At 72.3% G+C, this 26,954-nt stretch carries 27 protein-coding genes; 8 read left to right on the top strand and 19 right to left on the bottom strand.

From position 1 onward, the window contains the following. Positions 1-140 precede the first annotated feature (140 nt). Positions 141-2,189 carry an APC family permease gene (locus IH25_RS0115150; protein ID WP_030609173.1) on the bottom strand — a complete coding sequence of 683 codons (2,049 nt, stop codon included), beginning with the start codon at positions 2,187-2,189 and terminating at the stop codon, positions 141-143. Between the two features lie 384 nt (positions 2,190-2,573). Here IH25_RS0115150 and IH25_RS0115145 point away from each other — a divergent pair, with 384 nt between their 5' ends. Then, complete coding sequence (locus tag IH25_RS0115145; RefSeq protein ID WP_030609170.1) at positions 2,574-3,245, top strand: potassium channel family protein; 672 nt, start codon at positions 2,574-2,576, stop codon at positions 3,243-3,245. After that, entirely contained in the window at positions 3,245-3,913 is a 669-nt protein-coding gene (locus IH25_RS0115140) for a potassium channel family protein (RefSeq protein WP_030609167.1), read from the top strand. The genes IH25_RS0115145 and IH25_RS0115140 overlap by 1 nt, the downstream gene beginning before the upstream one ends. Before the next feature lie 129 nt (positions 3,914-4,042). On the opposite strand, the gene IH25_RS0115135 is transcribed toward IH25_RS0115140, so the two are convergent. From IH25_RS0115135 to IH25_RS0115105, 7 genes are all read right to left on the bottom strand, one after another. Further along, entirely contained in the window at positions 4,043-4,840 is a 798-nt protein-coding gene (locus IH25_RS0115135) for a DUF3159 domain-containing protein (protein ID WP_030609164.1), read from the bottom strand. 3 nt (positions 4,841-4,843) lie between these two features. Continuing rightward, positions 4,844-5,242 carry an OB-fold nucleic acid binding domain-containing protein gene (locus tag IH25_RS0115130; protein WP_078844252.1) on the bottom strand — a complete coding sequence of 133 codons (399 nt, stop codon included), beginning with the start codon at positions 5,240-5,242 and terminating at the stop codon, positions 4,844-4,846. 59 nt (positions 5,243-5,301) lie between these two features. Continuing rightward, a complete protein-coding gene (locus IH25_RS0115125) occupies positions 5,302-5,988 on the bottom strand; it encodes a response regulator (protein ID WP_030609160.1) in 687 nt (228 codons plus the stop codon). After that, positions 5,985-8,540, bottom strand: a complete 2,556-nt coding sequence (locus IH25_RS0115120; RefSeq protein WP_030609158.1) for a sensor histidine kinase — start codon at positions 8,538-8,540, stop codon at positions 5,985-5,987. Before IH25_RS0115120 ends, IH25_RS0115125 begins: the two co-directional genes overlap by 4 nt. Positions 8,541-8,811: 271 nt before the next feature. Continuing rightward, positions 8,812-9,573, bottom strand: coding sequence for a DUF3710 domain-containing protein (locus IH25_RS0115115; protein WP_030609156.1), 762 nt, complete (start codon positions 9,571-9,573; stop codon positions 8,812-8,814). A gap of 1 nt (position 9,574) precedes the next feature. Beyond that, positions 9,575-10,126, bottom strand: coding sequence for a dUTP diphosphatase (gene dut, locus IH25_RS0115110; protein WP_030609154.1), 552 nt, complete (start codon positions 10,124-10,126; stop codon positions 9,575-9,577). Further along, on the bottom strand, positions 10,123-10,707 hold the full coding sequence (locus IH25_RS0115105) for a PaaI family thioesterase (protein ID WP_030609152.1): 585 nt from the start codon (positions 10,705-10,707) through the stop codon (positions 10,123-10,125). Before IH25_RS0115105 ends, dut begins: the two co-directional genes overlap by 4 nt. Positions 10,708-10,765: 58 nt before the next feature. On the opposite strand from IH25_RS0115105, the gene IH25_RS0115100 reads away from it, so the two are divergent. After that, positions 10,766-11,230, top strand: a complete 465-nt coding sequence (locus tag IH25_RS0115100) for a DUF3093 domain-containing protein (protein WP_030609149.1) — start codon at positions 10,766-10,768, stop codon at positions 11,228-11,230. A gap of 21 nt (positions 11,231-11,251) precedes the next feature. On the opposite strand, the gene IH25_RS0115095 is transcribed toward IH25_RS0115100, so the two are convergent. The 4 genes from IH25_RS0115095 to IH25_RS0115080 all read right to left on the bottom strand — a co-directional run bounded on the left by IH25_RS0115095 (position 11,252) and on the right by IH25_RS0115080 (position 14,784). Then, positions 11,252-12,166 (bottom strand): hypothetical protein, encoded by a 915-nt coding sequence (locus IH25_RS0115095; protein ID WP_030609146.1) that lies wholly within the window; start codon positions 12,164-12,166, stop codon positions 11,252-11,254. A gap of 13 nt (positions 12,167-12,179) precedes the next feature. Then, positions 12,180-12,476 (bottom strand): DUF4193 domain-containing protein, encoded by a 297-nt coding sequence (locus IH25_RS0115090; RefSeq protein ID WP_003997302.1) that lies wholly within the window; start codon positions 12,474-12,476, stop codon positions 12,180-12,182. Between the two features lie 393 nt (positions 12,477-12,869). Beyond that, the gene (locus IH25_RS0115085; protein WP_030609141.1) at positions 12,870-14,126 is read right to left on the bottom strand and encodes a sensor histidine kinase; all 1,257 of its coding nucleotides are present in this window, start codon (positions 14,124-14,126) and stop codon (positions 12,870-12,872) included. 4 nt (positions 14,127-14,130) lie between these two features. Continuing rightward, complete coding sequence (locus IH25_RS0115080; protein ID WP_007387794.1) at positions 14,131-14,784, bottom strand: response regulator transcription factor; 654 nt, start codon at positions 14,782-14,784, stop codon at positions 14,131-14,133. A gap of 414 nt (positions 14,785-15,198) precedes the next feature. Here IH25_RS0115080 and IH25_RS41625 point away from each other — a divergent pair, with 414 nt between their 5' ends. After that, a complete protein-coding gene (locus IH25_RS41625) occupies positions 15,199-15,372 on the top strand; it encodes a hypothetical protein (RefSeq protein ID WP_167345744.1) in 174 nt (57 codons plus the stop codon). A gap of 122 nt (positions 15,373-15,494) precedes the next feature. Here IH25_RS41625 and IH25_RS0115070 read toward each other — a convergent pair whose 3' ends face one another. Continuing rightward, on the bottom strand, positions 15,495-16,310 hold the full coding sequence (locus IH25_RS0115070) for an inositol monophosphatase family protein (protein ID WP_030609138.1): 816 nt from the start codon (positions 16,308-16,310) through the stop codon (positions 15,495-15,497). An 8-nt stretch (positions 16,311-16,318) separates the two neighbouring features. Next, entirely contained in the window at positions 16,319-17,446 is a 1,128-nt protein-coding gene (locus IH25_RS0115065; RefSeq protein WP_030609135.1) for a ferrochelatase, read from the bottom strand. A 197-nt stretch (positions 17,447-17,643) separates the two neighbouring features. On the opposite strand from IH25_RS0115065, the gene IH25_RS0115060 reads away from it, so the two are divergent. Together IH25_RS0115060 and IH25_RS0115055 are read left to right on the top strand one after the other, a co-directional pair. Continuing rightward, positions 17,644-18,882: an MFS transporter gene (locus IH25_RS0115060; RefSeq protein WP_030609132.1), complete on the top strand. Its 1,239-nt coding sequence runs from the start codon at positions 17,644-17,646 to the stop codon at positions 18,880-18,882. Next, the gene (locus IH25_RS0115055; RefSeq protein ID WP_030609130.1) at positions 18,842-20,161 is read left to right on the top strand and encodes a D-arabinono-1,4-lactone oxidase; all 1,320 of its coding nucleotides are present in this window, start codon (positions 18,842-18,844) and stop codon (positions 20,159-20,161) included. Before IH25_RS0115060 ends, IH25_RS0115055 begins: the two co-directional genes overlap by 41 nt. On the opposite strand, the gene IH25_RS0115050 is transcribed toward IH25_RS0115055, so the two are convergent. Then, positions 20,085-20,855 carry a hypothetical protein gene (locus IH25_RS0115050; RefSeq protein WP_030609128.1) on the bottom strand — a complete coding sequence of 257 codons (771 nt, stop codon included), beginning with the start codon at positions 20,853-20,855 and terminating at the stop codon, positions 20,085-20,087. The two genes, IH25_RS0115055 and IH25_RS0115050, sit on opposite strands and share 77 nt — an antisense overlap. Before the next feature lie 479 nt (positions 20,856-21,334). Here IH25_RS0115050 and sepH point away from each other — a divergent pair, with 479 nt between their 5' ends. Then, positions 21,335-22,375: a septation protein SepH gene (sepH, locus tag IH25_RS0115045; protein WP_030609126.1), complete on the top strand. Its 1,041-nt coding sequence runs from the start codon at positions 21,335-21,337 to the stop codon at positions 22,373-22,375. 57 nt (positions 22,376-22,432) lie between these two features. On the opposite strand, the gene IH25_RS0115040 is transcribed toward sepH, so the two are convergent. Then, entirely contained in the window at positions 22,433-23,284 is an 852-nt protein-coding gene (locus IH25_RS0115040; RefSeq protein ID WP_030609124.1) for a sulfurtransferase, read from the bottom strand. 320 nt (positions 23,285-23,604) lie between these two features. Here IH25_RS0115040 and IH25_RS0115035 point away from each other — a divergent pair, with 320 nt between their 5' ends. Continuing rightward, positions 23,605-24,396, top strand: coding sequence for a VOC family protein (locus tag IH25_RS0115035; protein WP_030609121.1), 792 nt, complete (start codon positions 23,605-23,607; stop codon positions 24,394-24,396). 4 nt (positions 24,397-24,400) lie between these two features. On the opposite strand, the gene IH25_RS0115030 is transcribed toward IH25_RS0115035, so the two are convergent. The 3 genes from IH25_RS0115030 to IH25_RS0115020 are packed head-to-tail and all read right to left on the bottom strand — an operon-like array spanning position 24,401 to position 26,881. Next, positions 24,401-25,051: a thymidine kinase gene (locus tag IH25_RS0115030; RefSeq protein ID WP_030609118.1), complete on the bottom strand. Its 651-nt coding sequence runs from the start codon at positions 25,049-25,051 to the stop codon at positions 24,401-24,403. A 46-nt stretch (positions 25,052-25,097) separates the two neighbouring features. After that, positions 25,098-26,294 (bottom strand): alkaline phosphatase family protein, encoded by a 1,197-nt coding sequence (locus IH25_RS0115025; protein WP_030609115.1) that lies wholly within the window; start codon positions 26,292-26,294, stop codon positions 25,098-25,100. Further along, positions 26,294-26,881, bottom strand: coding sequence for a DUF5998 family protein (locus tag IH25_RS0115020; RefSeq protein ID WP_245172793.1), 588 nt, complete (start codon positions 26,879-26,881; stop codon positions 26,294-26,296). Before IH25_RS0115020 ends, IH25_RS0115025 begins: the two co-directional genes overlap by 1 nt. Positions 26,882-26,954 lie beyond the last annotated feature (73 nt).

The following is a 26,954-nucleotide window of genomic DNA, read 5'->3' as shown; positions in this document are numbered from 1 at the left end:
GCCGATGGTCGACAGCCCACCAGTCTACGGCCTTCCCGTCCCCCTCGGTTCCCATCGAGCGGCTCGCCTCGGCCCCCGCCGGACGGCCGCCCAGGCCCCGTCGGAGCCCTGACCCGAGCCCCGGCGGACGGCGGCTCCCCTCACTCCTTCCCCGACGGCTCCTTGGGCCGCTCCACGGCGGGGCCCCGGCGGACCGCGCCCGGTGCGCTCCACTCCTGGCGCTTGCGGGCGCGGGCCCGGGCGGCCTCGGAGGAGGCGAGCTGGTAGGGGACGGAGGTGACCATCACCCCTGGCGTGAAGAGCAGGCGGCCCTTCAGGCGCAGGGCGCTCTGGTTGTGCAGCAGGTGCTCGTACCAGTGGCCGACCACGTACTCGGGGATGATCACGGAGATCGCGTCGCGCGGAGACTCCTTGCGCAGGCTCTTGACGTACTCGATCACCGGGCGGGTGATCTCCCGGTACGGCGAGTCCAGCACCTTCAGCGGTACGTCGATGCCGCGCCGCTCCCACTCCTCGCGCAGCGCCTTCGTCTCGGCCGGGTCGACGTTGACGGTCAGCGCCTCCAGGGTGTCCGAGCGCATCAGCTTGGCGTAGGCCAGGGCGCGCAGTGTGGGCCGGTGGATCTTGGAGATGAGGACGACGGAGTGGACCCGGGAGGGGCGGACCATGTCGTCGCTCGGGCCCTCGGGTGCGGCGATCTCCTCGGCGACCCGGTCGTAGTGCTTCCGGATCGCGGTCATCGTCGCGTAGAAGATGCACATGCCGAGCAGGGCCACCCAGGCGCCGTGCGTGAACTTGGTGACCAGCACGACCACCAGCACCAGGCCGGTGAAGAAGGCGCCGAACGCGTTGATCGCGCGGGAGCGGATCATGTGGCTGCGCTTGGCCGGGTCCTTCTCCGCGGCCAGGTGGCGGTTCCAGTGCCGGACCATGCCGGTCTGGCTGAGCGTGAAGGACACGAACACGCCGACGATGTACAGCTGGATCAGGCGGGTGGAGTCGGCGCCGTAGATGAACACCAGCAGCGTGGCCGCGCCGGCGAGCAGCACGATGCCGTTGGAGAAGGCGAGCCGGTCGCCGCGGGTGTGCAGCTGGCGCGGCAGGTAGCGGTCCTGGGCGAGGATCGAGCCGAGCAGCGGGAAGCCGTTGTAGGCCGTGTTGGCGGCCAGGAACAGCACCAGCGCGGTGGCGGCGGCGAGCAGGATGAACAGGAAGCTGCCCTTGCCGAAGACCGCCTCGGCGACCTGTGAGATCACCGGGTTCTGGACGTAGTCGGGGCCGACCGGGATGCCGTGGTGCAGCAGGTCGGTGGCCGGCGTCTCGGCCATGCGGACCTTCGTCGTCATGGCGAGGGCGATGATGCCGCAGAACATGGTGACGGCGAGCAGGCCCATCATCGCGAGGGTGGTCGCCGCGTTCTTCGACTTGGGCTTGCGGAAGGCCGGGACGCCGTTGGAGATGGCCTCGACGCCGGTGAGGGCCGCACAGCCAGAGGAGAAGGCGCGCAGCAGCAGGAAGACCAGCGCGAAGCCGGCGAGGCCCTGGTGCTCGGCCTTGATGTGGTAGTCGGCGGTGGGGGCGCGCATGGTGTCGCCGAGGACCAGGTCCCGGAAGGCGCCCCACAGGATCATGATGAAGACGCCGCCGACGAAGACGTACGTCGGGATCGCGAAGAGCTTGCCGGACTCCTTCACGCCGCGCAGGTTCATCAGCGTCAGCAGCACGATCACGGCGACCGCGCAGAGCACCTTGTGCTCGACGACGAAGGGGACCGCGGAGCCGAGGTTCTCGATGCCGGAGGAGATGGAGACGGCGACGGTCAGGACGTAGTCCACCAGCAGGGCGCTGGCCACGGTGAGCCCGGCCTGGGGGCCGAGGTTGGTGGTGGCGACCTCGTAGTCGCCGCCGCCGCTCGGGTAGGCGTGCACGTTCTGCCGGTAGGAGGCGACCACGGTGAACATCAGCACGACGACCGCGACGGCGATCCAGGGGCTGAAGTGGTACGCCGACACGCCCGCGATGGACAGGACCAGCAGGACCTCCCCCGGCGCGTAGGCGACGGAGGACAGCGGGTCGGAGGCGAAGACGGGGAGTGCGATGCGCTTCGGCAGGAGGGTTTCACCCAGCCGGTCACTGCGCAGTGCGCGCCCGATCAGGATCCGTTTGGGCACGTCGGTCAGTTTGGACACGAGAGAGGATCGTAAGCCTTCGGTCTGGCGCCCGCCCACCCGGCGTGCGCTATCTGTCTCACGAGTGAAATCGGGGGCACGCGGAACTTCGGAATCCGTGGTGGCGGGTGCCCGCCGTGCCCCGGGGGCAAACGCCCCCTGTCACCGCACCCCGGGGGCCGTCCGCGCCCGCCCGCCGCGCCGGTCGGGGCCCCGCCCGTACCGTCCGGCCTCGGAATCCAGACCTCCCGGGCGTGCTCAGGATCACTCGCCGTATCACTCGCCGGCGGCTCGCTCCGTGCCGGGCAGGGGGGTGGGAGGCGCGTGGCGCCCGTGTGTAGCTTTGGGCCTCTGTCTGAGACCCTGATGCTTGAGCAGTAACTTTTGGACACCGGAAGGACGGTCGTGCACATCGTCATCATGGGCTGCGGAAGAGTGGGTTCCGCTCTTGCCCAGACCCTGGAGCAACAGGGCCACACGGTCGCCGTGATCGACCAGGACCCCACCGCCTTCCGCCGGCTCGGCCCCGGCTTCGGGGGCCGCCGGGTCACCGGCGTCGGCTTCGACCAGGACACGCTGCGCGAGGCGGGCATCGAGGAGGCCGGCGCCTTCGCCGCGGTCTCCAGCGGTGACAATTCCAACATCATCTCCGCGCGCGTGGCCCGCGAGATGTTCGGCGTGGAGAACGTGGCGGCCCGCATCTACGACCCCCGGCGCGCCGAGGTCTACCAGCGGCTGGGCATCCCCACCGTGGCCACGGTCCGCTGGACCGCCGACCAGATGCTGCGCCGGCTGCTGCCCTCGGGCGCCGAGCCGCTGTGGCGCGACCCCACCGGCGGAGTGCAGCTCGCCGAGGTGCACGCCTCCGCGAAGTGGGTCGGCCACAAGATCAGCAAGCTCCAGGAGGAGACGGGCGTCCGGGTGGCGTTCCTGACCCGGCTGGGCGAGGCGGTCCTGCCCACCTCCCAGACGGTGCTGCAGGAGGGCGACCTCGTGCACGTGATGATGCGGACGGACGACGTGGACAAGGTCGAGGCGGCGTTCGCCAGTGGCCCGGAAGAGGAGGGCGGTCACTGATGAGGGTCGCCATTGCCGGGGCCGGCGCGGTCGGCCGCTCGATCGCGGGCGAGCTGCTGGAGAACGGCCACGAGGTCCTGCTGATCGACAAGGCGCCGACCGCCATCTCGGTCGAGCGCGTCCCGCAGGCGGAGTGGCTGCTCGCCGACGCCTGTGAGATCACCTCCCTGGACGAGGCGGCGCTCCAGCGCTGCAACGTCGTGATCGCCGCGACCGGCGACGACAAGGTGAACCTGGTCGTCTCGCTGCTGGCGAAGACCGAGTACGGCGTCCCGCGCGTCGTCGCCCGGGTGAACAACCCCAAGAACGAGTGGCTGTTCAACGAGGCCTGGGGCGTGGACGTGGCCGTCTCCACCCCGCGGCTGATGTCCGCCCTGGTCGAGGAGGCGGTGAGCGTCGGCGACCTGGTCCGGCTGCTGCGCTTCAGCCACGGCGACGCCAACCTGGTGGAGCTGACCCTGCCCGAGGAGTCGGCGCTGGCCGGCACCCAGGTGGGGGACGTGGAGTGGCCACAGGACACCTCCCTGGTCACGATCATCCGCGGTACCCGGGTGCTGACCCCCTCCAAGGAGGACTCCCTGGAGCCGGGCGACGAGCTGCTGTTCGTGGCCGCCCAGGCCCGGGAGGAGCAGCTCGAGGAACTGCTGTCGGTGCGGCGCGAGAGCTGAGCCCGGGCAGGCGAGAGCCGAGCCCAGGCACACGGAAGGGCGCCCTTGGTGACAAGGGCGCCCTTCGTCGTCGTAAGAGGGCTGCTCACGCCCTCGCGGCGCTGCCGTCCGTCGTCGTACGCCGGCTGCTCACGCCTCCCGGCGGTGCCGCCCCCCGTGCGGCTCTCCGGTCGTCTCGGCCCCGGCCGGGGTCTCGGCGGCGAGGGCCGCCTTGCGCTCCTTCTCGGCCTTCTGCGCCTCCTCCTGCGCCTCCATCTCCGCGAACACGTCGATGGGCGCGGGCGCCTTGGCCAGGAAGACCCAGGTGAGCCAGACCGCGAGCAGGAACGGCGGGATCTTCAGGGCGATCAGGACCCAGCCGAGCTGGGTGGTGTCGGCCCACCAGTACAGCGGGAAGAGGATCGCGCACTTGGCGAGCAGGATCAGGCCCCAGGCCCAGCTCGCCTTGGTGTACGCCTTCTTGCGGCCCGGATTGCGGGTGCGCCAGGAGAGGTTCTCCTTGAAGACCGGGCCCAGGATGAGGCCGATCAGGGGGACCCCGGCGAGCGCGGTGACGACGTACGCCACCGCCAGTCCGAGCGTGTAGAGCATGCCGGGGAGGTAGAAGTTCTTCGCGTCGCCGGTGAACATCGCGAAGGCGACACCGAAGGCCACGCCGAAGACACCGCTGAAGGCGTGCTTGACCGTGTCCCGCATGACCAGCCGGACCACGACCAGCACCAGGGAGACCGCCAGCGCGGCGATCGCGGACAGGTGCAGGTTCTTGTTGATCGTGAAGACCGTGACGAAGAGCAGGCCCGGCACGACCGTCTCGACCATGCCGCGGACCCCGCCGAAGGCCTCGAAGAGCGCCGCCTCGGTCACCACGCGGGCGTCTTGGGGCTGAGTCTGGTCGGTGTCTTCGGTCGGCTTGTCGAGGGACGTCACCGGCTACTCCCGTCCGAGGGGTCGCAGTTCGTATTTCGGGTTGAACAGCACCCGGCGGCCCCGGCTCATCGAGATCCGGCCCGATGCGATCAGCTTGCGCCCCGGTTCGATCCCGACGATGGAGCGCCTGCCGAGCCACACGACGTCCAGTGCGGCGGAGCCGTCGAAGAGTTCGGCCTCCAGGGCCGGGACTCCGGCACGCGGACGCAGGGTGACCGTGCGCAAGGTACCAGTTACGGTGACGATCTGCCGGTCGTGGCAGTCGCCTATCTTGATGCAGCCCGCCGTCTCGGCGTCCTCGCGCAGCTCCTCCGACTCCAGGTCCTCCTGCGACGAGGAGAGCCGGTCGAGCATGCGCCGGAACCGGCCGGCCGGCTTTTCGGAACGAGGAACAGCAGTCATATGTGAAGCGTACCGGGGCCGCCGACAGGGCCGACAGGGCGCTGAGCGGGCCCGGCGGCTCACTTCTCGAACCGGTAGCCCATCCCCGGCTCGGTGATGAAGTGCCGCGGACGCGACGGGTCGGCCTCCAGCTTGCGCCGCAGCTGGGCCATGTACACCCGCAGATAGTTGGTCTCGGTGCCGTACGACGGCCCCCACACCTCCTGAAGCAGCTGCTTCTGGCCGACGAGGCGGCCGGTGTTGCGCACCAGCACCTCCAGCAGGTGCCACTCGGTCGGGGTGAGCCGGACGTCCTTGCCGTCGCGGTGGACCTTCTTCGCGGCGAGGTCGACGGTGAAGGCCTCGGTCTCCACGGTCGTCGGCTCGTCCTCGCCCGTCCCGGCCGGCTCGGCCCGGCGCACCGCGGCGCGCAGCCGGGCCAGCAGCTCGTCCATGCCGAAGGGCTTGGTCACGTAGTCGTCGGCGCCCGCGTCCAGCGCCTCCACCTTCTCGTCGGAGGAGTGCCGGGCGGACAGCACCAGGATCGGCACGCGGGTCCAGCCGCGCAGGCCCCGGATCACCTCCACGCCGTCCATGTCGGGCAGGCCGAGGTCGAGGACGACCACGTCGGGGTGGCGGGAGGCGGCGAGATCGAGCGCGGTCCTGCCGTCGGGGGCCGCGTCCACCTCGTACGCGCGTGCCTTGAGGTTGATCACGAGGGCGCGCACGATCTGCGGCTCGTCGTCGACCACGAGCACCCGGGTCATATGGTGTGCCTTTCCGGTTCGGTAGGGAATTCCCCGGCGGGGAGCGGCTCGGGGCGCGTAGCCGCCGCGCACAGGCTCAGCACCATGGTGAGCCCGCCGCCCGGCGTGTCCTCCGCGGTGAGGGTGCCGCCCATGGCCTCGGCGAAGCCCCGGGCGACGGCGAGGCCGAGCCCGACGCCGGCGCCGCGCGGGGCGTCGCCGTAGCGCTGGAAGGGCTCGAAGATCCGCTCCTTGGCCTCGTCCGGCACGCCCGGCCCGCGGTCCACCACGCGCACCTCGACCCGGTCGGCGATGGCGCTCGCGGCCACCAGGACGCGCCGCCCGGGCGGACTGTACTTGACGGCGTTCTCCACCAGGTTGGCCACCGACCGCTCCAGCAGCCCGGGGTCCACGGCGACCATCGGCAGCGTCTCGGGCACGTCCAGGCCGACGCTGTCCTCGGGCACGCCGCCCAGGGCCATCGGTACGACCTCGTCCACGTCGATCTCGCGGATCAGCGGCGTCACCGTGCCGGTCTGGAGGCGGGACATGTCGAGGAGGTTGCCCACGAGGTGGTCGAGCCGGTCGGCGCCCTCCTCGATGCCCTGCAGCAGCTCGGCCTGGTCCTCCTCGGACCAGGCCACGTCGTCGGAGCGCAGGGAGGACACGGCGGCCTTGATGCCGGCCAGCGGGGTGCGCAGATCGTGGCTGACGGCGGCCAGCAGGGCGGTGCGGATGCGGTTGCCCTCGGCGAGCGTACGGGCCTGGTCGGCCTCCTCCTGGAGGCGCCGGCGCTCCAGGACCACGGCGGCCTGGGCGGCGAAGGCGGCCAGCACCCGGCGGTCCGCGGCGGGCAGCACCCGGCCGGTGAGCGCGAGCGCCATGTGGTCGCCCACGGGCATGTCCACGTCGGCGTCCTCGGGGCGCTCCAGCGGCGGCCCGAAGCCGGCCCGGCCCGCGCAGGTCCAGGGCGCCACGTCGCCGGCCCGCTCCAGCAGCGCGGCGGACTCCATGGCGAAGGTCTCGCGGACCCGTTCCAGCAGCTCCTCCAGGCTGGTCTCGCCGCGCAGCACGTTGCCGGCGAGGAAGGAGAGGATCTCCGACTCGGCGCGCAGCCGGGCCGCCTGGTCGGTGCGCCGGGCGGCGAGGTCCACCACCGAGGCGACCGACATGCCGACCCCGAAGAAGATCGCGATGGCCACGATGTTCTTGGGGTCGGCGACGGTCAGCCGGTGCAGCGGCGGGGTGTAGAAGTAGTTCAGCAGCAGCGAGCCGAAGGCCGCCGAGGCCAGCGCGGGCAGCAGACCGCCGAGCAGGGCCGCGGCGACCGTGACGGCCAGGAACAGCAGCATGTCGTTGGCGAGGCCGAGGCCGGCGGTGTTCAGGCCGAGCGCGAGGACGACGGGGCCGGCCAGTCCGACCGCCCAGCCCCACAGGATCCGGGCCCGCCCGAGCCGGCCGCCGCGGGCCACGGGCAGCCCCCGGCCCTTGGCGACCTCCTCGTGGGTCACGATGTGCACGTCGAGGTCGGGGCCGGAGTCCCGGGCGACCGTGGCGCCGACGCCGGGCCCGAAGACGTACTGCCAGGCCTTGCGGCGCGAGGAGCCCAGCACGATCTGGGTGGCGTTCACCCCGCGCGCGAAGTCGAGCAGCGCGGCCGGTATGTCGTCGCCGACCACATGATGGAACGTTCCGCCAAGGTCCTCCACGAGCGTCCGCTGGACGGCCAGCTCCTTCGGGGAGGCCGAGGTCAGCCCGTCGCTGCGGGCGATGTAGACGGCCATGACCTCGCCGCCGGCACCCTTCTCGGCGAGCCGGGCGGCCCGGCGGATGAGGGTGCGTCCCTCGGGGCCGCCGGTCAGGCCCACCACGATCCGCTCCCGGGAGCCCCATATCGCCGAGACCCGGTGCTCGCTGCGGTACGCGTTCAGGTACTCGTCGACCCGGTCGGCCACCCACAGCAGCGCCAGCTCGCGCAGGGCGGTCAGATTGCCGGGCCGGAAGTAGTTGGACAGGGCCGCGTCGACCTTGTCCGGCGCGTATATGTTGCCGTGGGCCATGCGGCGGCGCAGCGCCTGCGGAGACATGTCGACCAGCTCGATCTGGCCGGCCCGGCGGACGACCTCGTCGGGGACGGTCTCCCGCTGGCGCACCCCGGTGATCGACTCCACGACGTCGCCGAGTGATTCCAGGTGCTGGATGTTGACGGTGGAGACGACGTCGACACCGGCGGCCAGCAGCTCCTCCACATCCTGCCAGCGCTTGGCGTTGCGGGAGCCCGGGACGTTGGTGTGGGCCAGCTCGTCCACGAGGGCGACGGCGGGGGCCCGGCGCAGCACCGCGTCCACGTCCATCTCCTCGAAGACGGCGCCCCGGTACTCCAGCCGTCTGCGCGGCACCTGCTCCAGGCCGTGCAGCAGCACCTCGGTGCGCGGCCTGCCGTGGTGCTCCACGAACGCCACCACGCAGTCCGTGCCCCGCTCGGTACGGCGGTGTCCCTCGGCGAGCATGGCGTAGGTCTTGCCCACGCCCGGTGCCGCACCGAGGTAGATCCGAAGCGTGCCGCGTCCCATGCCCACATTGTCTTTCCGTGCCCGAACCCTGCGCAGCGTCGACCTTACGGCCGCCCGGCGGACCGATCAGCCCCGGAGGGACGAGCGGGGGGCAACTTTGACGCAACCCTGACGAGACGCGCCCCGAAGGGGCGCGGGGAACTGCGCGAGCGACCACATCGGCGCCGCACCCGGCAACGGACAGGCGCCCCGAAGGGCGCGCCCCCGCAAAAAACGGGCCGCGCCCTTCGAAGGCACGGCCCGTACATCCCTGCTGAACTCAGCGGAGCGCCTAGCGGACTTCCGTGATCTCCGGGCCCCGCTGCAACTGCCCCATCCCGCCGGAGAAGCGCGAGCCCTCCTCCTGCTGGACACCCTCGGGCACCATCTGCGCGTCGTTCGGCAGCTTGAGGACGATCGGGTCGCGCGGAGCCATCGGGCCCTCGCCGCGCACCACGACCGTGTCGCGGAAGATCTGCTCCAGCAGTCCGGCGGCCTCCGGCTGCACCGCGCCCTGCCCGGAGATCACACCGCGCAGGAACCAGCGCGGGCCGTCGACGCCGACGAACCGGACGACCTGGAAGCCGCCGGTGCCGTCGGGCAGCTGCACCGGCACCCGGGCGCGCAGCTCCCAGCCGAGCGGACCCTCGACCTCGTCGACGATGCCACCCTGCTGGGTGATGCCGGACGCGATCTCCTCGCGTACCTCGGCCCAGATGCCCTCGCGCTTGGGCGCGGCGAACGCCTGGAGCTGGATGGCGCTGTCGCGCAGGACGACGGTGGCGGCGACGATGGCGTCCCCGGCGACCTCGACCCGCAGCTCCATGCCGTCGACGCCCGGCACGAACAGCCCGCCGAGGTCCACGCGGCCCTCGGCCGGGTCGCGTACCTCGCCGCTGTCCCACGGCCCGTCGGGCCGGGGTCCGGGCTCCAGCCGGAGCCGCTCGCGCCCAACCTCCTCCTCGTCCGCCTCGGTGTCGACGCTGTCGACGACCTGCTCGGCCTCGCCGGCCGCGTCCTCGGCGGCACCCTTCTTCTTGCGACGTCCGAACACGTCACTGTCCTTCCCGGTCGGATACGACCGAAGCGTATCGATTCCCACCCGTCGGACCGCCTACGGCGGCCTGACCGCTTGTGCCGCTGTCGCCGCCCACCGCGGCATGGCCGCCGGTGGACCCGAAGCCCCCCTCGGCCCGCGCCGAGCCGGGAAGTTCCGCGACCTCCTGGAAGCGGACCCTCTCGACTTGCTGGACGACCAGTTGGGCAATCCGGTCGAAGCGCTCGAACCGCACGCTCTCGCGCGGGTCGAGATTCACCACGATCACCTTGATCTCCCCACGGTACCCGGCATCAACCGTCCCCGGGGCATTCACGAGGGCGACACCGCAGCGGGCGGCGAGGCCGGACCGCGGGTGCACGAACGCCGCGTACCCCTCCGGCAGGGCGATCGACACTCCCGTGGGCAGTACGGCGCGCTCGCCGGGCGCCAGCTCGCAGGGCTCGGTGGTGCGCAGATCGGCCCCGGCGTCACCCGGGTGTTCGTACGCCGGGAGCGGGACGTCGGGGTCCACCCGGCGGATCAGCACGTCGAGGGGGCTACGGCTCACGGGTTCACCTCGAAGGCGCGGGTGCGCCGGATCTGGTCCGGGTCGTTCATGGCGGCCTGGATCTCCTCCCGGCGGCCGTGGTCGATGAAGTGGTCCACCTTGACCTCGATGAAGAGGGCGTCGGCGCGGACGGCGACCGGGCCGTCCGGGCCGCCGACGCGTCCGGTGGCGGTGGAGTAGATCTTGCGTCCGGCGACGGCGGTGACCTCGGCCGCCAGGAACAGCGTGGCGCCCACGGGCACGGGCCGGACGAAGTCCGTCTCCAGCCGTCCGGTGACGGCGATGGTGCGCAGCAGCCAGTTCAGCGAGCCGAGGGTCTCGTCCAGGGCCGCGGCGAGCACTCCGCCGTGGGCGAGCCCCGGGGCGCCCTGGTGGGCGGGGCGCACGGTGAACTCGGCGGTCAGCGAGACGCCCTCGCCGGCCCGGGCCGCCAGGTGCAGTCCGTGCGGCTGGCCGGGGCCACAGCCGAAACAGTGTTCGTAATGGGCACCGAGGAGTTCCCCGGGCGCGGGCGCGTCGGGGTGCCGTATGGGCTTGCCCGCGTCGGCGGGAGGCTGAAGAGCTGCGGAACTACCACTCACAGGCGCAGACCTTACCCGCGCATCCGCCCCTGACGGATCCCATGCCAAGCTAGGTTTCATGCAGCTCTCCGCCACCCCCTACGAAGAACGTCTCACGGCTCCCCGCTCGTGGTGGGTGATCAGCCTCCTGGTGGGCGTCTCGCTCGCCCTGATCCTGCTGCCGTTCGGCACCCTGCCCCTGCTCGGCGGCCTGGTCGGCGGTACGGCCGCGGCGGCCGTGGTGGCGAGCGCCTACGGTTCCCCGCGCATCCGGATCGTGGGGGACTCGCTGATCGCGGGCGAGGCCAGGCTGCCGGTGTCGGCGCTGGGCGCGACGGAGATCCTGGACGCCGAGGAGGCCCGCGCCTGGCGGACGTACAAGGCGGACACCCGTGCCTTCCTGCTGCTGCGCGCCTACATCCCGACGGCGCTGCGCGTGGAGGTCACCGACCCGGAGGACCCGACGCCGTACCTGTACCTGTCGACGCGGGAGCCGCAGAAGCTCGCCGCGGCGATCGACGCGGCACGCAAGGCGCACGCCTAGAACGCCCGGCTGACGCGGCGGCTAAGGCTCTTCGGGAAGCCCGGGCAGTTCCAACGGACGTTCCGGCTGCTCCAGCGGTGGCAGCTCCGGCAGCTCGTCCCAGGGCACCCGCAGCTTGCGCAGGTCCGCCCGGACGCGGTCGGCGAGCTTTCTGGTCTCCCGGCGGTTCACCACCGCCCCGACCGCGGCCCCGACCAGGAACGGCGTCAGGTTGGGCAGGTTGCGGACCATCCGCTTCATGATCCGCTGGCGCAGTTCGCGCTTCATCCGGCCGCCGAGGGCCGTGTCGTACGTCGACGGCTTCGTCACGTCGATGCCGCGCTCCCCCGACCAGGAGGACAGATACGCGGCGGTGCGGACCTTGAGGTTGCCGGGCGGGCGTACGCCGTAGACCTCGTGCAGTTCGGCGATCAGCTTCAGCTCGATCGCGGCGACCCCGGTGATCTCCGCGGCCAGTTCGGTCGGCATCGCCGGGGGTACCGGCAGCATCGCCGCCGCCCCGATTCCGGCGCCGACCGTGGAGGTGCCGGCCGCGGCGCCCTTCACCAGCTTGTCGGCCAGCTCCTCGGGCCCGAGGCCGGGGAACTGGCGGCGCAGGGTCGCGAGGTCGCGTACGGGGACACGCGGGGCGATGTCGATGACGCGGTCCGCGAGGTAGGCGAGGCCCGCACGGGCCCGGCTGCCGCCCCTGCGGGCGCCTTCCCGGGCCAGGTCCCGGGCCTTGTCGCGGATGACCATCGCCCGGCGCCGGGCGACGGGTGCGGGGTGCTGGGCGGGTGCCAGGGGGCCGTCCTGGTCCGCCGCCGGTCCGAGCGAGGCTCCCGCGCCGGGTGAGCCCCGCTCGTCGTCACGCGCGCCGTGCGGGCCGTCCAGCGGCCCTTGGTCCGCTTTCCCCAGGGGGAAGCGGCGCTTCCGGGGAGGGGTCGAGCCAGACATGGCCGACCCGTCCTCAGTCGCAGTCGCGGCAGATCGGCTGACCGTTCTTCTCCCGGGCCAGCTGGCTGCGGTGGTGCACCAGGAAGCAGCTCATGCAGGTGAACTCGTCCTGCTGCTTGGGCAGGACCCGGACGGCCAGTTCCTCGTTCGAGAGGTCCGCGCCGGGCAGCTCCAGGCCCTCTGCGGCCTCGAACTCGTCGACGTCCACCGACGAGGTGGACTTGTCGTTCCTCCGGGCCTTCAGCTCTTCAAGACTGTCCGAGTCGACGTCGTCGTCGGTCTTGCGTGGAGTGTCGTAATCGGTTGCCATATCGCTCTCCCCCTCTGGGTGTCTGCGGTGTTCTCCAGCGCACGTAACGCGTGAGAGGCCGGACTTGTGCCCGACCTGAAGCGGAGATTTTGCCTCACATCAAGGTCTGTTACTCAATCGACACCCAATCCGACCCCTCAGGAGTGATCGGCTTGGATGGCGGTGAGGACCGTACACGGTCCCGATGCCGCACCTCAAAGGCGCCCCACCGTGTACTTCCCGTGATCAACGCCCTTGAAAACCAGGACATTCCCGGCTTTCCATTCGTCACCATGATCACTCTCCGTGCATGGCCGGAAATCTGTCCATGTGACTGATCACACAAAGAAGCGTCCGTTCGGCGGCTGGAAAATTCCGCGTAGAGCGAACACGGCCCGCGTGTGTCCGTCCGCGTCACATGGGCAGAGTGACACACATCTCCAGGCCACCACCCTCCCGGGGACGGGCGTGGATGTGGCCGCCGTGCGCCCGGGCGACGGACCGGACGATGGACAGGCCGAGGCCCACGCCCTTGTCGCTGCCCGTGCGCTCGGTGCGCAGCCGGCGGAACGGCTCGAAGAGGTTGTCGATCTCGTACGCCGGCACCACCGGCCCGGTGTTGGAGACCGTCAGCACCGCCTGTCCGTGCTCGACCTCGGTGTTCACCTCGACCCAGCCCTTGTCCGGCACGTTGTAGCGCACCGCGTTCTGCACCAGGTTCAGCGCGATCCGCTCCAGCAGGACGCCGTTGCCCTGGACCACGGCCGCTTTGCGCTCGCCCCGCAGAGCCACGCCCTTGACCTCCGCCTCGGCGTGCACCTGGTCGATGGCCTGCGTGGCGACCTCGGCCAGGTCGACCGGTTTGCGTTCCACGATCTGGTTGTCGCTGCGGGCCAGCAGCAGCAGCCCCTCGACCAGCTGTTCGCTGCGCTCGTTGGTGGCCAGCAGCGTCTTGCCCAGCTGCTGGAGCTCCATCGGCGCGTTCGGGTCCGACAGGTGCACTTCGAGGAGCGTGCGGTTGATCGCGAGCGGGGTGCGCAGCTCGTGCGAGGCGTTGCCGACGAAGCGCTGCTGCGCCGTGAAGGCCCGCTGGAGCCGCTCCAGCATGTCGTCGAAGGTGTCCGCGAGCTCCTTCAGCTCGTCGTCGGGGCCGTCCAGCTCGATCCGGCGGGACAGGTCCGAGCCGGCCACCTGGCGGGCGGTGCGGGTGATCCGGCCGAGCGGGGACAGCACGCGGCCGGCCATCGCGTACCCGAACGCGAAGGCGATCACGGCCAGCCCCAGCAGGGCCAGCAGGGACCGGCTGAGCAGGTTGTCCAGGGCCGCCTGGCGCTGCTGGTCGACGCAGTGGGCGATCGCCTCGTTGAAGTCCGACAGCGACAGCGGGCCGGAGTTGATCGCGGTGACCGCGGGGCAGTTGTCGCTGGTGACCCGGATCGACGTACCGCTGACGATCTTGAACAGCGGCTGGTTGCCGGTGCTGATCGCCTGCGCGGCCAGCAGGTAGATGATCGACAGCAGCAGGATGCCGGCGATCAGGAACATGCCGCCGTACAGCAGCGTCAGCCGTATGCGGATCGTCGGACGCAGCCACGGGAAGGGCGGCTGCGGCCTCCTGGGGTCCCAGGTGGGCTTCGGCGGCGCCTGGGGCGGCGCGGGTGTCGCGGCCACGGGATCAGATCCGGTAGCCGGAGCCGGGCACGGTGACGATGACCGGCGGCTCGCCCAGCTTGCGGCGCAGCGTCATCACCGTCACCCGCACCACGTTGGTGAACGGGTCGGTGTTCTCGTCCCACGCCTTCTCCAGCAGCTGCTCCGCCGAGACGACGGCGCCCTCGCTGCGCATCAGCACCTCCAGCACCGCGAACTCCTTGGGAGCGAGCTGGACCTCCTTGCCGTCGCGGAAGACCTCGCGGCGGTTGGGGTCGAGCTTGATGCCGGCGCGCTCCAGGACCGGCGGCAGGGGCACGCTGGTGCGGCGGCCGAGGGCCCGCACGCGCGCGATCAGCTCGCTGAACGCGAACGGCTTGGGCAGATAGTCGTCGGCGCCGATCTCCAGGCCCTCGACACGGTCGCTGACGTCACCGGAGGCGGTGAGCATCAGCACGCGCGTGGGCATGCCCAGCTCCACGATCCTGCGGCAGACGTCGTCGCCGTGCACGAGCGGGAGGTCGCGGTCGAGGACGACCACGTCGTAGTCGTTGACGCCGATGCGCTCCAGGGCGGCCGCACCGTCGTACACGACGTCGACGGCCATGGCCTCCCGGCGCAGTCCGGTGGCCACCGCATCGGCGAGCAGTTGCTCGTCCTCGACGACGAGTACGCGCACGTCGCTTGTCCTTCCTGTGTCCACCCGCGTAGCGCGCCGCGGGCGCGTGCGGGCAGGGGTCTGCGTTGGGGTGAGACCCCCATCCTGCCCTTTTCGGCCATAAGTCGGCTGTAAGGCGGCCTCCGGGACCGCAGGGACACGGGTTGCGGGGCGGGAATACGAGAATTTCTCCCGCGGTTAGGTTTCCCCGGAGGGGAGCGGGGGGAGGACGGCTTTACACCCCGCGATCACGCTCTGCATGTGCCGCAGCACCATGCGGCACTCCGCCTTCCGCTTCCGCAGAGCGGGCGTGGGTGTCCGGCACCGTCGCCGCCCGGCCGGGCAGCGCTGGGCACCCGCGAGAGCCGTGATCGCCCCTTCCATACGGCACACCCCCGTGCCACCGACCCACGACCCAGGACGAGGGGGCGCAGCATGGACGCTTTCACCTCAGGACTTCTGCAGCGCATAAGGGCGACCGAGTCCGACCTTTCGCGGGCTCGTGACGAGGGCGACGACTTCCTTGTCGAAGTGGAGCAGGCGGAACTCGACGACCTGCGCCGCCTCGCCGCCGAACACGGTGTGGAGGTCGGCGCGTCACGCGTCTGATCGGCCCGAGCGCGACGAGGGACCCCGGCGAATCCAGCGCCGGGGTCCCTTCGCGTGCGTCCGTCGGCCGGGCCTCTGACCAGGTCGATCCGGTCAAGTCCCGGACGCGGTCCCGGACGCGGTCAGTCGTGCCAGGCCCCGAAGTCCTCCAGCAGCCGCTGGAGCGGCTCGAAGACCCCCGGGGCAGCCGCGACCGTCAGCTCCCGTGAGAGCGGCTCACCGGGCCGTCCGCCGGTCAGCGCGCCGGCCTCCCGGGCGATGAGGTCCCCGGCCGCGAAGTCCCACGGGTGCAGGCCCCGCTCGTAGTACCCGTCGAGCCGGCCGCAGGCCACGTCGCACAGGTCGACCGCCGCCGAGCCGCCGCGCCGGATGTCCCGTACCAGCGGGATCAGCCGGGCGGCCAGCGCTGCCTGGTGGGCGCGGACCTCGGCGACGTAGTTGAAACCGGTGGAGATCAGCGCCTGGTCCAGCGGGGGCGCGGGCCGGCAGGCGAGCGCCCGCTCGCCCTCCCACGCGCCCGTGGCCCACGCGCCGCCGCCGCGCACCGCGTGGTACGTCTCGCCGCGCATCGGCGCCGCGACGACCCCGACGACGGTCTCGCCGTCCTGCTCGGCGGCGATGGACACCGCCCAGGTCGGCAGCCCGTACAGGTAGTTCACCGTGCCGTCCAGCGGGTCGATCACCCAGCGGACGCCGCTGGTGCCCTCCGCGGAGGCCCCCTCCTCGCCGAGGAAGCCGTCGTCGGGGCGCCGGCCGGAGATCAGATCGGTGATCAGCTTCTCGGCCGCGATGTCCATCTCGGTGACGACGTCCACGTTGCTGGACTTCGTCCTGGCCACGGCCAGGTCGCTGGGGCGGCCGTCGCGCAGCAGCTCGCCGGCCCGGTGGGCGGCCTCGCGGGCGAGGGCAAGCAGGTCCCGGTGCAGGGGGTCGGTCACGGCTCTCCTCACGCGTAGGGGCCGTCAGCGCCCGCGGCGGCGGGGCGCGGGGTGCGGGCCGGGCAGCAGCCGACCGGGCAGACGTCGTGGCTCGGGCCGAGGGCGCCCAGGGCGCAGGGGGTGACCTCCCGGCCGCGCTCCACGGCGGCCCGCTCCAGGATCAGTTCGCGCACGGCGGCGGCGAACCGCGGGTCGGCGCCCACGGTCGCCGAGCGGCGCACCGGCAGGCCCAGTTCCCCGGCCTTGGCCGTCGCCTCGGTGTCGAGGTCGTACAGGACCTCCATGTGGTCGGAGACGAAGCCGATGGGGGCCATGACGACGGCGGGGACGCCGGCCGCGTGCCGCTCCTCGAGGTGGTCGCAGATGTCGGGCTCCAGCCACGGGATGTGCGGGGCGCCGGAGCGGGACTGGTAGACGAGCTGCCAGGGGTGGTCGACGCCGGTGCGCTCGCGGACGGCGTCGGCGATCAGCCGGGCCACGTCCAGGTGCTGGGCCACGTACGCGCCGCCGTCGCCGTGGGACTCGACGGGGCCGGAGGTGTCGGCGGCGGCGGTCGGGATGGAGTGGGTGGTGAAGGCGATGTGGGCCCCCGCGCGGACGTCCTCGGGCAGGTCGGCCAGGGCGCGCAGCACGCCGTCGGTCATGGGCTCGACGAAGCCGGGGTGGTTGAAGTAGTGCCGCAGCTTGTCCACGGCCGGTACGTCCACGCCCTCGGCCTGGAGGGTGGCCAGCGCGTCGGCGAGGTTCTCCCGGTACTGGCGGCAGCCCGAGTAGGAGGCGTAGGCGCTGGTGGCCAGGACCAGGACGCGGCGGCGGCCGTCGGCGGCCATCTCCCGCAGGGTGTCGGTCAGATACGGCGCCCAGTTGCGGTTGCCCCAGTAGACGGGCAGGTCCAGGCCGTGTGCGGCGAAGTCCTCGCGCAGGGCCTGGAGCAGGGCGCGGTTCTGGTCGTTGATCGGGCTGACCCCGCCGAAGAGGAAGTAGTGCTGCCCCACTTCCTTGAGGCGTTCCTTGGGGATGCCGCGCCCGCGCGTGACGTTCTCCAGGAACGGGACCACGTCGTCCGGGCCTTCGGGGCCGCCGAAGGAGAGCAGGAGCAGGGCGTCGTACGGGGTGGCATCGAGCGCGTCTGGCATGGGTCGATCCTGCCACCCGGCACTGACAGCGGGGAAACAGCGGTGCGACGAGTCGGATTCGGCCCATTCGTGGCCATTTGTCCGCACGGCTCGTATTGGCACATTCCGGACCACCGTCACGGGTTCACTTAGGGTGCCCTTACTTGTAAGCTGTATCGGCTCTACTCGCGCCTTACCGAACCGTTTCCGGAGACCCCGTGCCCAGCCCCTACAGAGCCTTGTTCGCCGCGCCCGGCACCAAGGCCTTCTCCGCCGCCGGACTCCTCGGCCGGATGCCGCTGTCGATGATGGGCATCGGCGTGGTCACGATGGTCTCCCAGGTCACCGGCCGGTACGGTCTCGCGGGCGCCCTGTCGGCCACCCTCGCGCTGTCCGCCGCCGCCATCGGACCGCGCGTCTCCCGGCTGGTGGACCGCCACGGACAGCGCCGGGTGCTGCGCCCGGCCACCCTGGTGGCCCTGACCGCGGCGGCCGGGCTGCTGCTCGCGGTCCGGTTCCGGTGGCCGGACTGGGTGCTGTTCGTCTGCGCCGCCGGGACCGGCTCGGTGCCGAGCCTGGGCGCGATGATCCGGGCCCGCTGGGCCGCGCTGTACCGGGGCACGCCCCAGCTCCACACCGCGTACTCGTTCGAGTCGGTGGTGGACGAGGTCTGCTTCATCTTCGGGCCGATCGTCTCCATCGGCCTGTCCACGGCCTGGTTCCCGGAGGCGGGCCCGCTGCTGGCCGCCTGTTTCCTCGCGGCCGGCGTCTTCTGGCTGACCGCCCAGCAGGCCACCGAACCGGTGCCGCACCCGGACGAGCGGCACGGCGGCGGCAGCGCCCTGCGCTCGGTGGCGCTGCGGGTGCTGGTGGCCACCTTCGTCGCCACCGGGTCGATCTTCGGCGCGGTGGACGTGGTCACCGTCGCCTTCGCCGACGAACGCGGCCACAAGGGCGCCGCGAGCGTCGTCCTCGCGCTGTACGCGGCCGGTTCCTGCGTGGCCGGCCTGGTCTTCGGACTGCTGCGCTTCGGCGGGGCGCCGGAACGCCGCTGGCTGCTGGGCGTGACGGGGATGGCCGTGAGTATGATCCCCCTCCTACTGGTCGGAAACCTGCCGCTTCTGGCCGTGGCGCTGTTCGTTGCGGGGCTGTCCATCGCACCGACGATGATCACGACGATGTCCCTCATCGAGGAGCACGTACCTCGCGCGCGGCTCACCGAGGGCATGACCTGGGTGAGCACCGGCCTGGCGGTCGGTGTCGCGCTCGGCTCCTCCGCGGCCGGCTGGGCGATCGACGCGGCCGGGGCGCGGGCCGGGTACGGGGTTCCGGCCGTGTCCGGGGCCGTCGCGGTCGTGGTCGGTTTCCTCGGGTACCGCCGGCTGCGCAGGCCGGCCGCGGGGCGGGGAGGCACCGTTGAGCAGCACAGCGAGCGGGACGTACGGAACCTGGCGTAACTGGGGCGGCAACGTCTCCGCGCGGCCCGCCCGGCAGGTCGCGCCGGCCTCGGTGGAGGAGCTGGCCGCGGCGGTGCGCCGGGCCCGGGAGGACGGCCTGAAGGTGAAGGCGGTCGGCACCGGGCACTCCTTCACCTCGATCGCCGCCACCGACGGCGTGCTGATCCGCCCTCACCTGTTGACGGGCATACGCGACATCGACAGGCGGTCCATGACGGTCACGGTGGAGGCGGGCACCCCGCTCAAGAGGCTCAACGCCGCCCTCGCGCGCGAGGGTCTGTCGCTCACCAATATGGGCGACATCATGGAGCAGACCGTCTCCGGAGCCACCAGCACCGGCACCCACGGCACGGGCCGCACCTCCGGCTCCATCGCCGCCCAGATCAAGGGGCTCGAACTCGTCACGGCCGACGGTTCGGTCCTCACCTGCTCCGAGAAGGAGAACCCCGAGGTCTTCGCCGCCGCCCGGATCGGCCTGGGCGCCCTGGGCGTCGTCACCGCGATCACGTTCGCCGTCGAGCCCCTCTTCCTGCTCACCGCGCGCGAGGAACCGATGCCGCTGGAGCGGGTCCTGTCGGAGTTCGACCAACTGTGGGCGGAGAACGAGCACTTCGAGTTCTACTGGTTCCCGCACACCGGGAACACCACCACCAAGCGCAACAACCGCAGCGCGGGTCCCCGGCGGCCGGTGGGACGGGCGGCCGCCTGGTTCGAGGACGAGTTCCTCTCCAACGGGGTGTTCCAGGTGGCCCAGTGGGCCGGCCGGGCCGCGCCGGCCGCCGTCCCGGCCATCGCCCGGATCTCCAGCAGGGCCCTGTCCGCGCGGACCTACACCGACATCCCCTACCAGGTCTTCACCTCGCCGCGCCGGGTGCGCTTCGTGGAGATGGAGTACGCCGTCCCGCGCGCCGCCCTGGTGGAGACCCTGCGCGAGCTGCGGAGCGTGGTCGACCGCTCGGGGCTGCGGATCAGCTTCCCGGTGGAGGTGCGCACCGCCCCGGCCGACGACATCACCCTGTCCACCGCCTCCGGCCGGGACAGCGCCTACATCGCCGTGCACATGTACCGGGGCACGCCGTACCAGGCGTACTTCACGGCCGCCGAGCGCGTCTTCACCGCGCACGAGGGACGTCCGCACTGGGGCAAGGTGCACACACGGGACGCCGAGTACTTCTCCGGGGTGTATCCGCGCTTCGGCGAGTTCACGGCGTTGCGGGACCGTCTGGACCCGGACCGGCTGTTCCAGAACGACTATCTGCGGAGGGTCCTGGGGGCGTAGGCGCCGTGGCGGACGCACCGGGCGCGCTGGGCGTGGGGCTCGGGGTGGCGGGGGCGGACGGGGTGGCCGGGGTGGCGCTCGGGGTACCGCCGGACCCGCCGCCCGGCTCGCCGCTTTGGGAGCCGCCCGGGGAGGCGCCGGGCGTCGGGGACGTGCTGTGCGCCGTGTCACCGCCGTCTGCCGGAGTGTCCCCCGGGGACGGTGTGTCCGACGGGGCCGGTGTGTGGTCGGACCGGGTGCCGGAGGAGGTCCGGCCGGTGACGGCGTCGCTCACGGTGGTGCCCTTGCCGCCGCTGAAGCTGTTGCCGGAGACCAGTTCGTACGTCGTGATACCGGCCATCGTGACCCCGAAGACCAGGGCGGCGGCGACCAGCGGGCGGCGCCAGCTCTTCACCCGCGCGCGGTAGACGGTGCCCTCGGTGAACTCCCCCGGCGCCGGCACCCCCTGTTCCCGCGGCCGGGCCGCCACCACCGCCTTCTCCCTCAGCTGCTCCCCGGTGCGCTTGAAGAAGTGCTGGAAGACCGTTCCGCCGCAGGTGGCGAGGACGCTGACCACGCCGGCGCCGAGGATCGTGCCGTACACCCCGAAATACGAAGCGAGTTTGGCCGCCACGACCGCCGCCAGGGCGCTGCCCGCCACCTGGGGGACGTTCAGATCGATCCGCTTGCGCCCCGTATCGGGTGTCTCACGCATACCCGGAACTTGCCTGCCTTTCCCGTACTTGATCGACATTGAGCGACCGACTGCACGAGAAGGGGACGTACGGACGAAACCATTAGTTCCGTTTCTGGCGATTGCGTGAACTTCACCACGTCATGATCGACAAAACCGGTTGCGAACGGCCAAGTCGCACCCCTTGCGAGAAGTTGGCCAGCGCGCCAATCCACGCACGTGGCCCGAATGGAGTACTGTTGCGAGCCCTGGGTCCGGTCTCCCACCAGGGGATCCGCGGCCCCGCTGGATCACCGGGAGGGGACTAGTTGCACAGGGTGACGGAGTTGGTCACTCAGCGTGGCGAACAGGTAACCGTGCCATAACGGCGGTCCCGGGCCCGCGCCCGACACGCCGGGCAACTCGGCAAGGTTGTGGCAGGCTGCACCCGGGCAGGCCACACTCGACTAGCGGAAGCAGCGACGCACGTGACGTCGGCAGGCACCACCCGGGAGGTCCCCATGCCCGAACTGCGTGTCGTGGCCGTCTCGAATGACGGCACACGGCTGGTGCTGAAGGCTGCCGACTCCACGGAGTACACACTCCCGATCGACGAACGGCTGCGCGCGGCCGTGCGCGGCGACCGGCCGCGTCTCGGCCAGATCGAGATCGAGGTCGAGAGCCATCTGCGCCCGCGGGACATCCAGGCGCGGATACGAGCCGGGGCCACCGCGGAAGAGGTCGCGCAGCTCGCCGGCATCCCCGTCGACCGGGTGCGGCGCTTCGAGGGGCCCGTGCTGGCCGAGCGCGCCTTCATGGCCGAGCGCGCCCGCAAGACCCCGGTCCGCCGCCCCGGCGAGAACTCCGGCCCGCTGCTCGGCGAGGCCGTGCAGGAACGGCTGCTGCTGCGCGGCGCCGACAAGGACACCGTGCAGTGGGACTCCTGGCGCCGCGACGACGGCACCTGGGAGGTGCTCCTCGTCTACCGGGTCGCGGGCGAACCGCACTCGGCGAGCTGGACGTACGACCCGCCCCGGCGGCTCGTCCAGGCCGTCGACGACGAGGCGCGCTCGCTGATCGGCGAGTCCGACGACCTCGCCGCGCCCGAGCCGAGCTTCCCGTTCGTCCCGCGGATCGCCCGGCTGCCCCGCGAACGCTCGATGGACCGTGCGCTCGAACGGGTGGACCGGGAGCGGCCCGCGCTGTCCGCGCAACCGCCGGAGCCGGCCGAGGAGAGCACGGGCGAGCGCGACTCGCTGACCAGCCTGCTGGAGGCCGTACCGAGCTTCCGGGGCGACCTCGTCGTCCCGGAGCGCCCGGCGGAGTCCGCGGAGGAACCCGACGACGAGCCCGCCGCCGAGGAGCCGCCGGCGCCCGCCGCCTCGGCCGGCTCCGCCTACGCGGACGTCCTCATGCCGCGCTCCGTCGGCAGTCACCGTGACCGGCTCGTCGGCGCGACCGACCGCCAGGCCGAGGCCGACGGCGTCCGCCCCGGCCGCCGCGCCGCCGTGCCGAGCTGGGACGAGATCGTATTCGGCACCCGCCGCAAGAAGCAGGAGTAGGCAGCCGAAGGGGGGCACGCGCGTGTGCCCCCCTTCGCCGGTTTCCCGGCCCTGGCGCTAGCGCGGGTCCGCCCCCACCGCCACCGGACGCGACGGGTCCGAGGACCACTCCGACCAGGAGCCGACGTAGAGGGCCGCCGGGATGCCCGCCACCGCCAGCGCGAGCACCTCGTGGGCGCCGGAGACGCCCGAACCGCAGTACACGCCCACCTCGGTGTCCCCGGACACCCCCAGGGCCTTGAAGCGGTCCCTCAGCTCCGCCGCGGGCAGGAAGCGGCCGTCGGGGCCCACGTTCTCCGTGGTCGGCGCCGACACCGCGCCCGGGATGTGCCCGCCGACCCGGTCGACCGGCTCCACCTCACCGCGGTACCGCTCCCCCGCGCGGGCGTCCAGCAGCACACCCGTGCGGGCCAGCTCGGCGGCCCCGTCCGCGTCCAGCAGCCCCCCGGCCGCCGGCGCCGGCGTGAAGTCGCCCTCGGCCGGGACCGGCACCTCGGTGGACAGCTCACCCCGCCAGGACGGCAACCCGCCGTCGAGGACCCGCACGTCCGGGTGACCCGTCCAGCGCAGCAGCCACCACGCGCGCGCCGCCGCCCAGCCCTGCCCGCCGTCGTACACGACGACCGGCCGGCCCGCCGACACGCCCGCGCGGCGCATCGCGGCACCGAACGCGGCGAGGTCGGGCAGCGGATGCCGGCCTCCCGTGCCCGGGGCGCCGGCCAGCTCCCGGTCCAGGTCGACGAAGACCGCGCCCGGGAGGTGCCCGGCCGCGTACTCGGCCCGGCCGTCGAAGGCCGGCGCGCCGGCCGCCTTGGCCAGGCTCAGCTGCCAGCGCACGTCCAGCAGGACGGGTGGGTTGTCACCGGTCAGCGCGGGCAGAAGTTCGGATGCGGTGATGATGGCTGTCATGGGGTCCATCCATACGCCAGGGGTGGCCGCGTCGTCCAGGTCCGGCTACTCTGCTCGGCCGGACAGGCTCGATCACGGACCGTACGGGATCGAGCACGTGGTGTACCACTGACGGACACCCGTCGGCCATCGTCAAGAAGCGGCGAAAGACGGCGGATCGGGCATCCTCTCGTCAGGTACGGCGAGCGGCGCGGTACGGCCCCGCGGCCCGCCGGAGGATGCGGGGACCGGCACGGGCGTGCGCGCCGACGGCGCGGACACCCCTTGCGGGGAGCGGAAGCGAACACGGCCACCGCGAGGGGCCGGGGAGAGAGTGATCGATGACCGAGGCACGGGAGCCGGCCGGTCCGCACGCGCGGCGTCTGCCCGGCACACCCTGCTGGGTGAGCCTGATGGTGCACGGGCTGGATGCCACCGAGGAGTTCTACGGCGAGCTGTTCGGCTGGGAGTTCCGGCCCGGTCCGCGGCAGCTCGGCCCGTATGTGCGGGCGCTGCTCGACGGGCGGGAGGTGGCGGGCGTGGGCCGGCTGCCGACGGAGCGCCGGCTGCCGGTCGCCTGGACGCCGTACCTCGCCTCGGACGACGTGGACCGGACCGCCGACTCGGTTCGGCTGTGCGGCGGCACGGTGGCCGTCGGCCCGCTGGATGCCGCGGAGGCCGGGCGGATGGCGATCGCCGCCGACCCTTCCGGGGCGGTGTTCGGGATCTGGCAGGGCGGCGCGCATCCCGGCGCGGCCCTGACCGGGGTGCCGGGCACCCCCGTGTGGAACGAACTGCTCACCTTCGAGACGGAAAGCGTCACGAAGTTCTACACGAGCGTCTTCCCCTACGAGGAGGAGCCGGTGGACTCCGCCGGTGACGACTGTCTGACCCTGCGTCTGGACGGCCGACCGGTGGCCGGGCTGCACGGTGTGGGCCAGGACCTGCCCCCGGACCGGGGGCCGCACTGGCGGACGCACTTCGAGGTCGCCGACCTGGACGCGACGCTGCGCCGGGTGGCCGGGCTGGGCGGCCGGGTCCTCGCACCGGCGCACGACGGGCCGCACGGGCGGGTGGCGACGGTGGCGGACCCGGAGGGCGCCGAGTTCTCGGTGGTCCAGGATCCGCGCTGAGCCCTCAGGAGGGCGAGACGGGCAGCACGTCCGGGGACAGGGCCGCCGCGCGGGCCGTCGCGGCGGTCATCCGGCGCCGGTGGTGCCGGCGGCACAGCACCTCGTAGCCGACCTCGCCCGCGGACTGGTTGACGTCCCCCACGACCACCTGGGCGCCCTCGACGACCATCTCGCCGTCTATCGTGCGGGCGTTGTGCGTGGCCCGGGCGCCGCACCAGCACAGCGCCTCCACCTGGAGCACCTCGATCCGGTCGGCCAGCTCCACCAGCCGCTGTGAGCCGGGGAACAGCTTGGAGCGGAAGTCGGTGGTGATGCCGAAGGCGAAGACGTCCAGGCCGAGGTCGTCCACCACGCGCGCGAGCTGGTCGATCTGCTCGGGCGCGAGGAACTGCGCCTCGTCCGCGATCACATAGTCGGCCCGGCCGCCCTGGGAGAGGTGCTCCACGAGGTAGGCGTACAGGTCCTTGCCGTCCTCGACCTCCACCGCCTCGGTGACCAGGCCCAGCCGGGAGGACAGCTTGCCCTCGCCCGCGCGGTCGTTCCGGGTGAAGATCACGCCCGCCAGGCCGCGCGCGGAACGGTTGTGCTCGATCTGCAGAGCCAGCGTCGACTTCCCGCAGTCCATCGTTCCGGAGAAGAACACCAGCTCGGGCATGAGGGGTTGAGCACCTTTCGGCGAAAAGGGAGGGGCGGGGGGCGGGTCAGGGACGTACTTCGAGCAGCGGGACGAGCTGTTCCGCCGGGGTCATCGAGCCGTGGTTGCCGACCAGCGCCGACTCCTTGGGCTCCCGCTCGGAGGCGATGATCAGTACGTCGTCGTGCGCGGCGGCGATCACGTCCCCGATCCGCGGGTACACGCGCTCGTCGCATGCGCCGGGCGGCCCGAACCAGCCGGCCTCGATCGCCTCGTCCCGCGAGGCCACCCAGAACTGCTCCCCGAGCACCTCGCGCCACACGGCCAGCACGTCGTTCTCGGCGCCCGGCACCGCGTAGACGTGCCGGGCCCGGCCCTCGCCGCCCAGCAGGGCGACCCCGGCGCGCAGCTCCCAGTCCGTGTCGAAGTCGAGGCGGTGCTCCTCGTCGAACGGCACGTCGACCATGCCGTGGTCGGCGGTGACGTACAGGGCGCTGCGCGGGGGCAGCTGCTCGGCCAGCCGCTGGGCCAGCCGGTCGACGTACATCAGCTGGCCGCGCCAGGTGTCGGAGGCGATGCCGTAGCGGTGCCCGGAGCCGTCCAGTTCGGCGTAGTACGTGTACACCAGCGCGCGGTCGCCGGCGGCCAGCTGCTCGGCCGCGAGGTCCATGCGCTCCTCGCCGGTGAGCCGCCCGTGGAAGGTGCCGCCGCTGAGCGCGACCTTGGTGAGCGGGGTGTGCTGGAAGGCGGGCGAGGTCACCTGGGCGGTGTGCACCCCGGCCTGGTGGGCCAGCTGGAACACGGTGGGGTACGGCTGCCAGGCGCCCGGTTCGGTGTACGGCTGCCAGCGGAGCTGGTTCATCAGCTCGCCGGTGGCCGGGTTGCGCACGGCGTATCCGGGCAGACCGTGGGCGCCGGGCGGCAGACCGGTGCCGACGGAGGCGAGGGAGGTCGCGGTGGTCGCCGGGTAGCCGGCGGTGAGCGGGCGGCCGGTGCCGCCGCGGGAGCCGCCGAGCAGGGAGGTCAGGAAGGGGGCCTCGTCCGGGTGGGCCCTGAGCTGCTCCCAGCCGAGGCCGTCGACCAGGAAGACGCAGACCCGGTCGGCGGGGGTCAGCTCGCCGATCGTGGGGGTCAGGCCGGGAACGCCGAGGCCGGCGGCCAGGGTGGGCAGCAGGTCGGCCAGGGAGCCGCTGCCGTACTCGGGCAGCGGCGCGGTGTCCAGGGCGAGGGGTTCCGGGTGGTCCCAGGCGGAGAGCTGGGACATCAGCGGGTGAGGTCCGCGGTCGCCTCCGAGATGGCCTGCGCGAAGGCGAGCGCCTGGCGCACCGTCTCCGGGCCGTCCCCGGCCTCGCTGACGCGCAGGCTGAGGTCGTCCGCCGTGGAGCTGCCCGTGTAGCCGTGGTCGGCGTCGCAGTTGGGGTCGCCGCAGGCGGCGGGCTCCAGGTCGATGCGGTTGACCGCGCCCCAGCCGATGGTCAGCACGACCTCGCGGGGCAGCGTGCCCGGCGTGTACTGCTCGGGGTTGGCGACCACCCGGCTGACCACGACCGACGAGACCCGGTCGAGCTTCACGGACTCGGTGGAGGTGGTGGCGTACGGCGTCGGGGAGGTGCTGTCGGCGGCCTGCTCGTCGGTGTGGCTGACGATGAAGCGGTTGCCGGTGAGGACCAGCACGGTGACGTGCCGGCGGACCTCGTTCTGGTCGAACGTCGTCTCCTGGTGGACCAGGTACGACCGGACGGGCTCGCCGCCCACAGCGGCCTCCACCGCCTCGGCCACGAGGGCCGGGTAGTAGCCGCTGCGCTCGATCGCCGCGCGCAGCCCCTGGGTCGTCGTACTGGTCTTGGCCATGGCGTCCATCCTAATCCGTGGGCAGGGGCAGTCCGGGCCAGTCGGACGGACCGGGGCGGGCGTGGCCGGAGGG

Source organism: Streptomyces achromogenes subsp. achromogenes (assembly GCF_000720835.1).
In the GTDB taxonomy this organism is placed as follows: domain Bacteria; phylum Actinomycetota; class Actinomycetes; order Streptomycetales; family Streptomycetaceae; genus Streptomyces; species Streptomyces achromogenes.
This window is presented reverse-complemented; position numbering and strand designations above follow the sequence as displayed.

Excerpts from the sequence above, each read along its gene's own strand:
- IH25_RS0115020 (WP_245172793.1), bottom strand. The coding sequence starts at position 26,881 with ATGGCCAAGACCAGTACGACGACCCAGGGGCTGCGCGCGGCGATCGAG.
- IH25_RS0115140 (WP_030609167.1), top strand. The coding sequence starts at position 3,245 with ATGAGGGTCGCCATTGCCGGGGCCGGCGCGGTCGGCCGCTCGATCGCG.
- IH25_RS0115040 (WP_030609124.1), bottom strand. The coding sequence starts at position 23,284 with ATGACAGCCATCATCACCGCATCCGAACTTCTGCCCGCGCTGACCGGT.
- IH25_RS0115125 (WP_030609160.1), bottom strand. The coding sequence starts at position 5,988 with ATGACCCGGGTGCTCGTGGTCGACGACGAGCCGCAGATCGTGCGCGCC.
- IH25_RS0115050 (WP_030609128.1), bottom strand. The coding sequence starts at position 20,855 with ATGCGTGAGACACCCGATACGGGGCGCAAGCGGATCGATCTGAACGTC.
- IH25_RS0115090 (WP_003997302.1), bottom strand. The coding sequence starts at position 12,476 with ATGGCAACCGATTACGACACTCCACGCAAGACCGACGACGACGTCGAC.
- IH25_RS0115095 (WP_030609146.1), bottom strand. The coding sequence starts at position 12,166 with ATGTCTGGCTCGACCCCTCCCCGGAAGCGCCGCTTCCCCCTGGGGAAA.
- sepH (WP_030609126.1), top strand. The coding sequence starts at position 21,335 with ATGCCCGAACTGCGTGTCGTGGCCGTCTCGAATGACGGCACACGGCTG.
- IH25_RS41625 (WP_167345744.1), top strand. The coding sequence starts at position 15,199 with ATGGACGCTTTCACCTCAGGACTTCTGCAGCGCATAAGGGCGACCGAG.
- IH25_RS0115100 (WP_030609149.1), top strand. The coding sequence starts at position 10,766 with ATGCAGCTCTCCGCCACCCCCTACGAAGAACGTCTCACGGCTCCCCGC.
- IH25_RS0115130 (WP_078844252.1), bottom strand. The coding sequence starts at position 5,242 with ATGACTGCTGTTCCTCGTTCCGAAAAGCCGGCCGGCCGGTTCCGGCGC.
- IH25_RS0115025 (WP_030609115.1), bottom strand. The coding sequence starts at position 26,294 with ATGTCCCAGCTCTCCGCCTGGGACCACCCGGAACCCCTCGCCCTGGAC.
- IH25_RS0115065 (WP_030609135.1), bottom strand. The coding sequence starts at position 17,446 with ATGCCAGACGCGCTCGATGCCACCCCGTACGACGCCCTGCTCCTGCTC.
- IH25_RS0115120 (WP_030609158.1), bottom strand. The coding sequence starts at position 8,540 with ATGGGACGCGGCACGCTTCGGATCTACCTCGGTGCGGCACCGGGCGTG.
- IH25_RS0115035 (WP_030609121.1), top strand. The coding sequence starts at position 23,605 with ATGACCGAGGCACGGGAGCCGGCCGGTCCGCACGCGCGGCGTCTGCCC.
- IH25_RS0115030 (WP_030609118.1), bottom strand. The coding sequence starts at position 25,051 with ATGCCCGAGCTGGTGTTCTTCTCCGGAACGATGGACTGCGGGAAGTCG.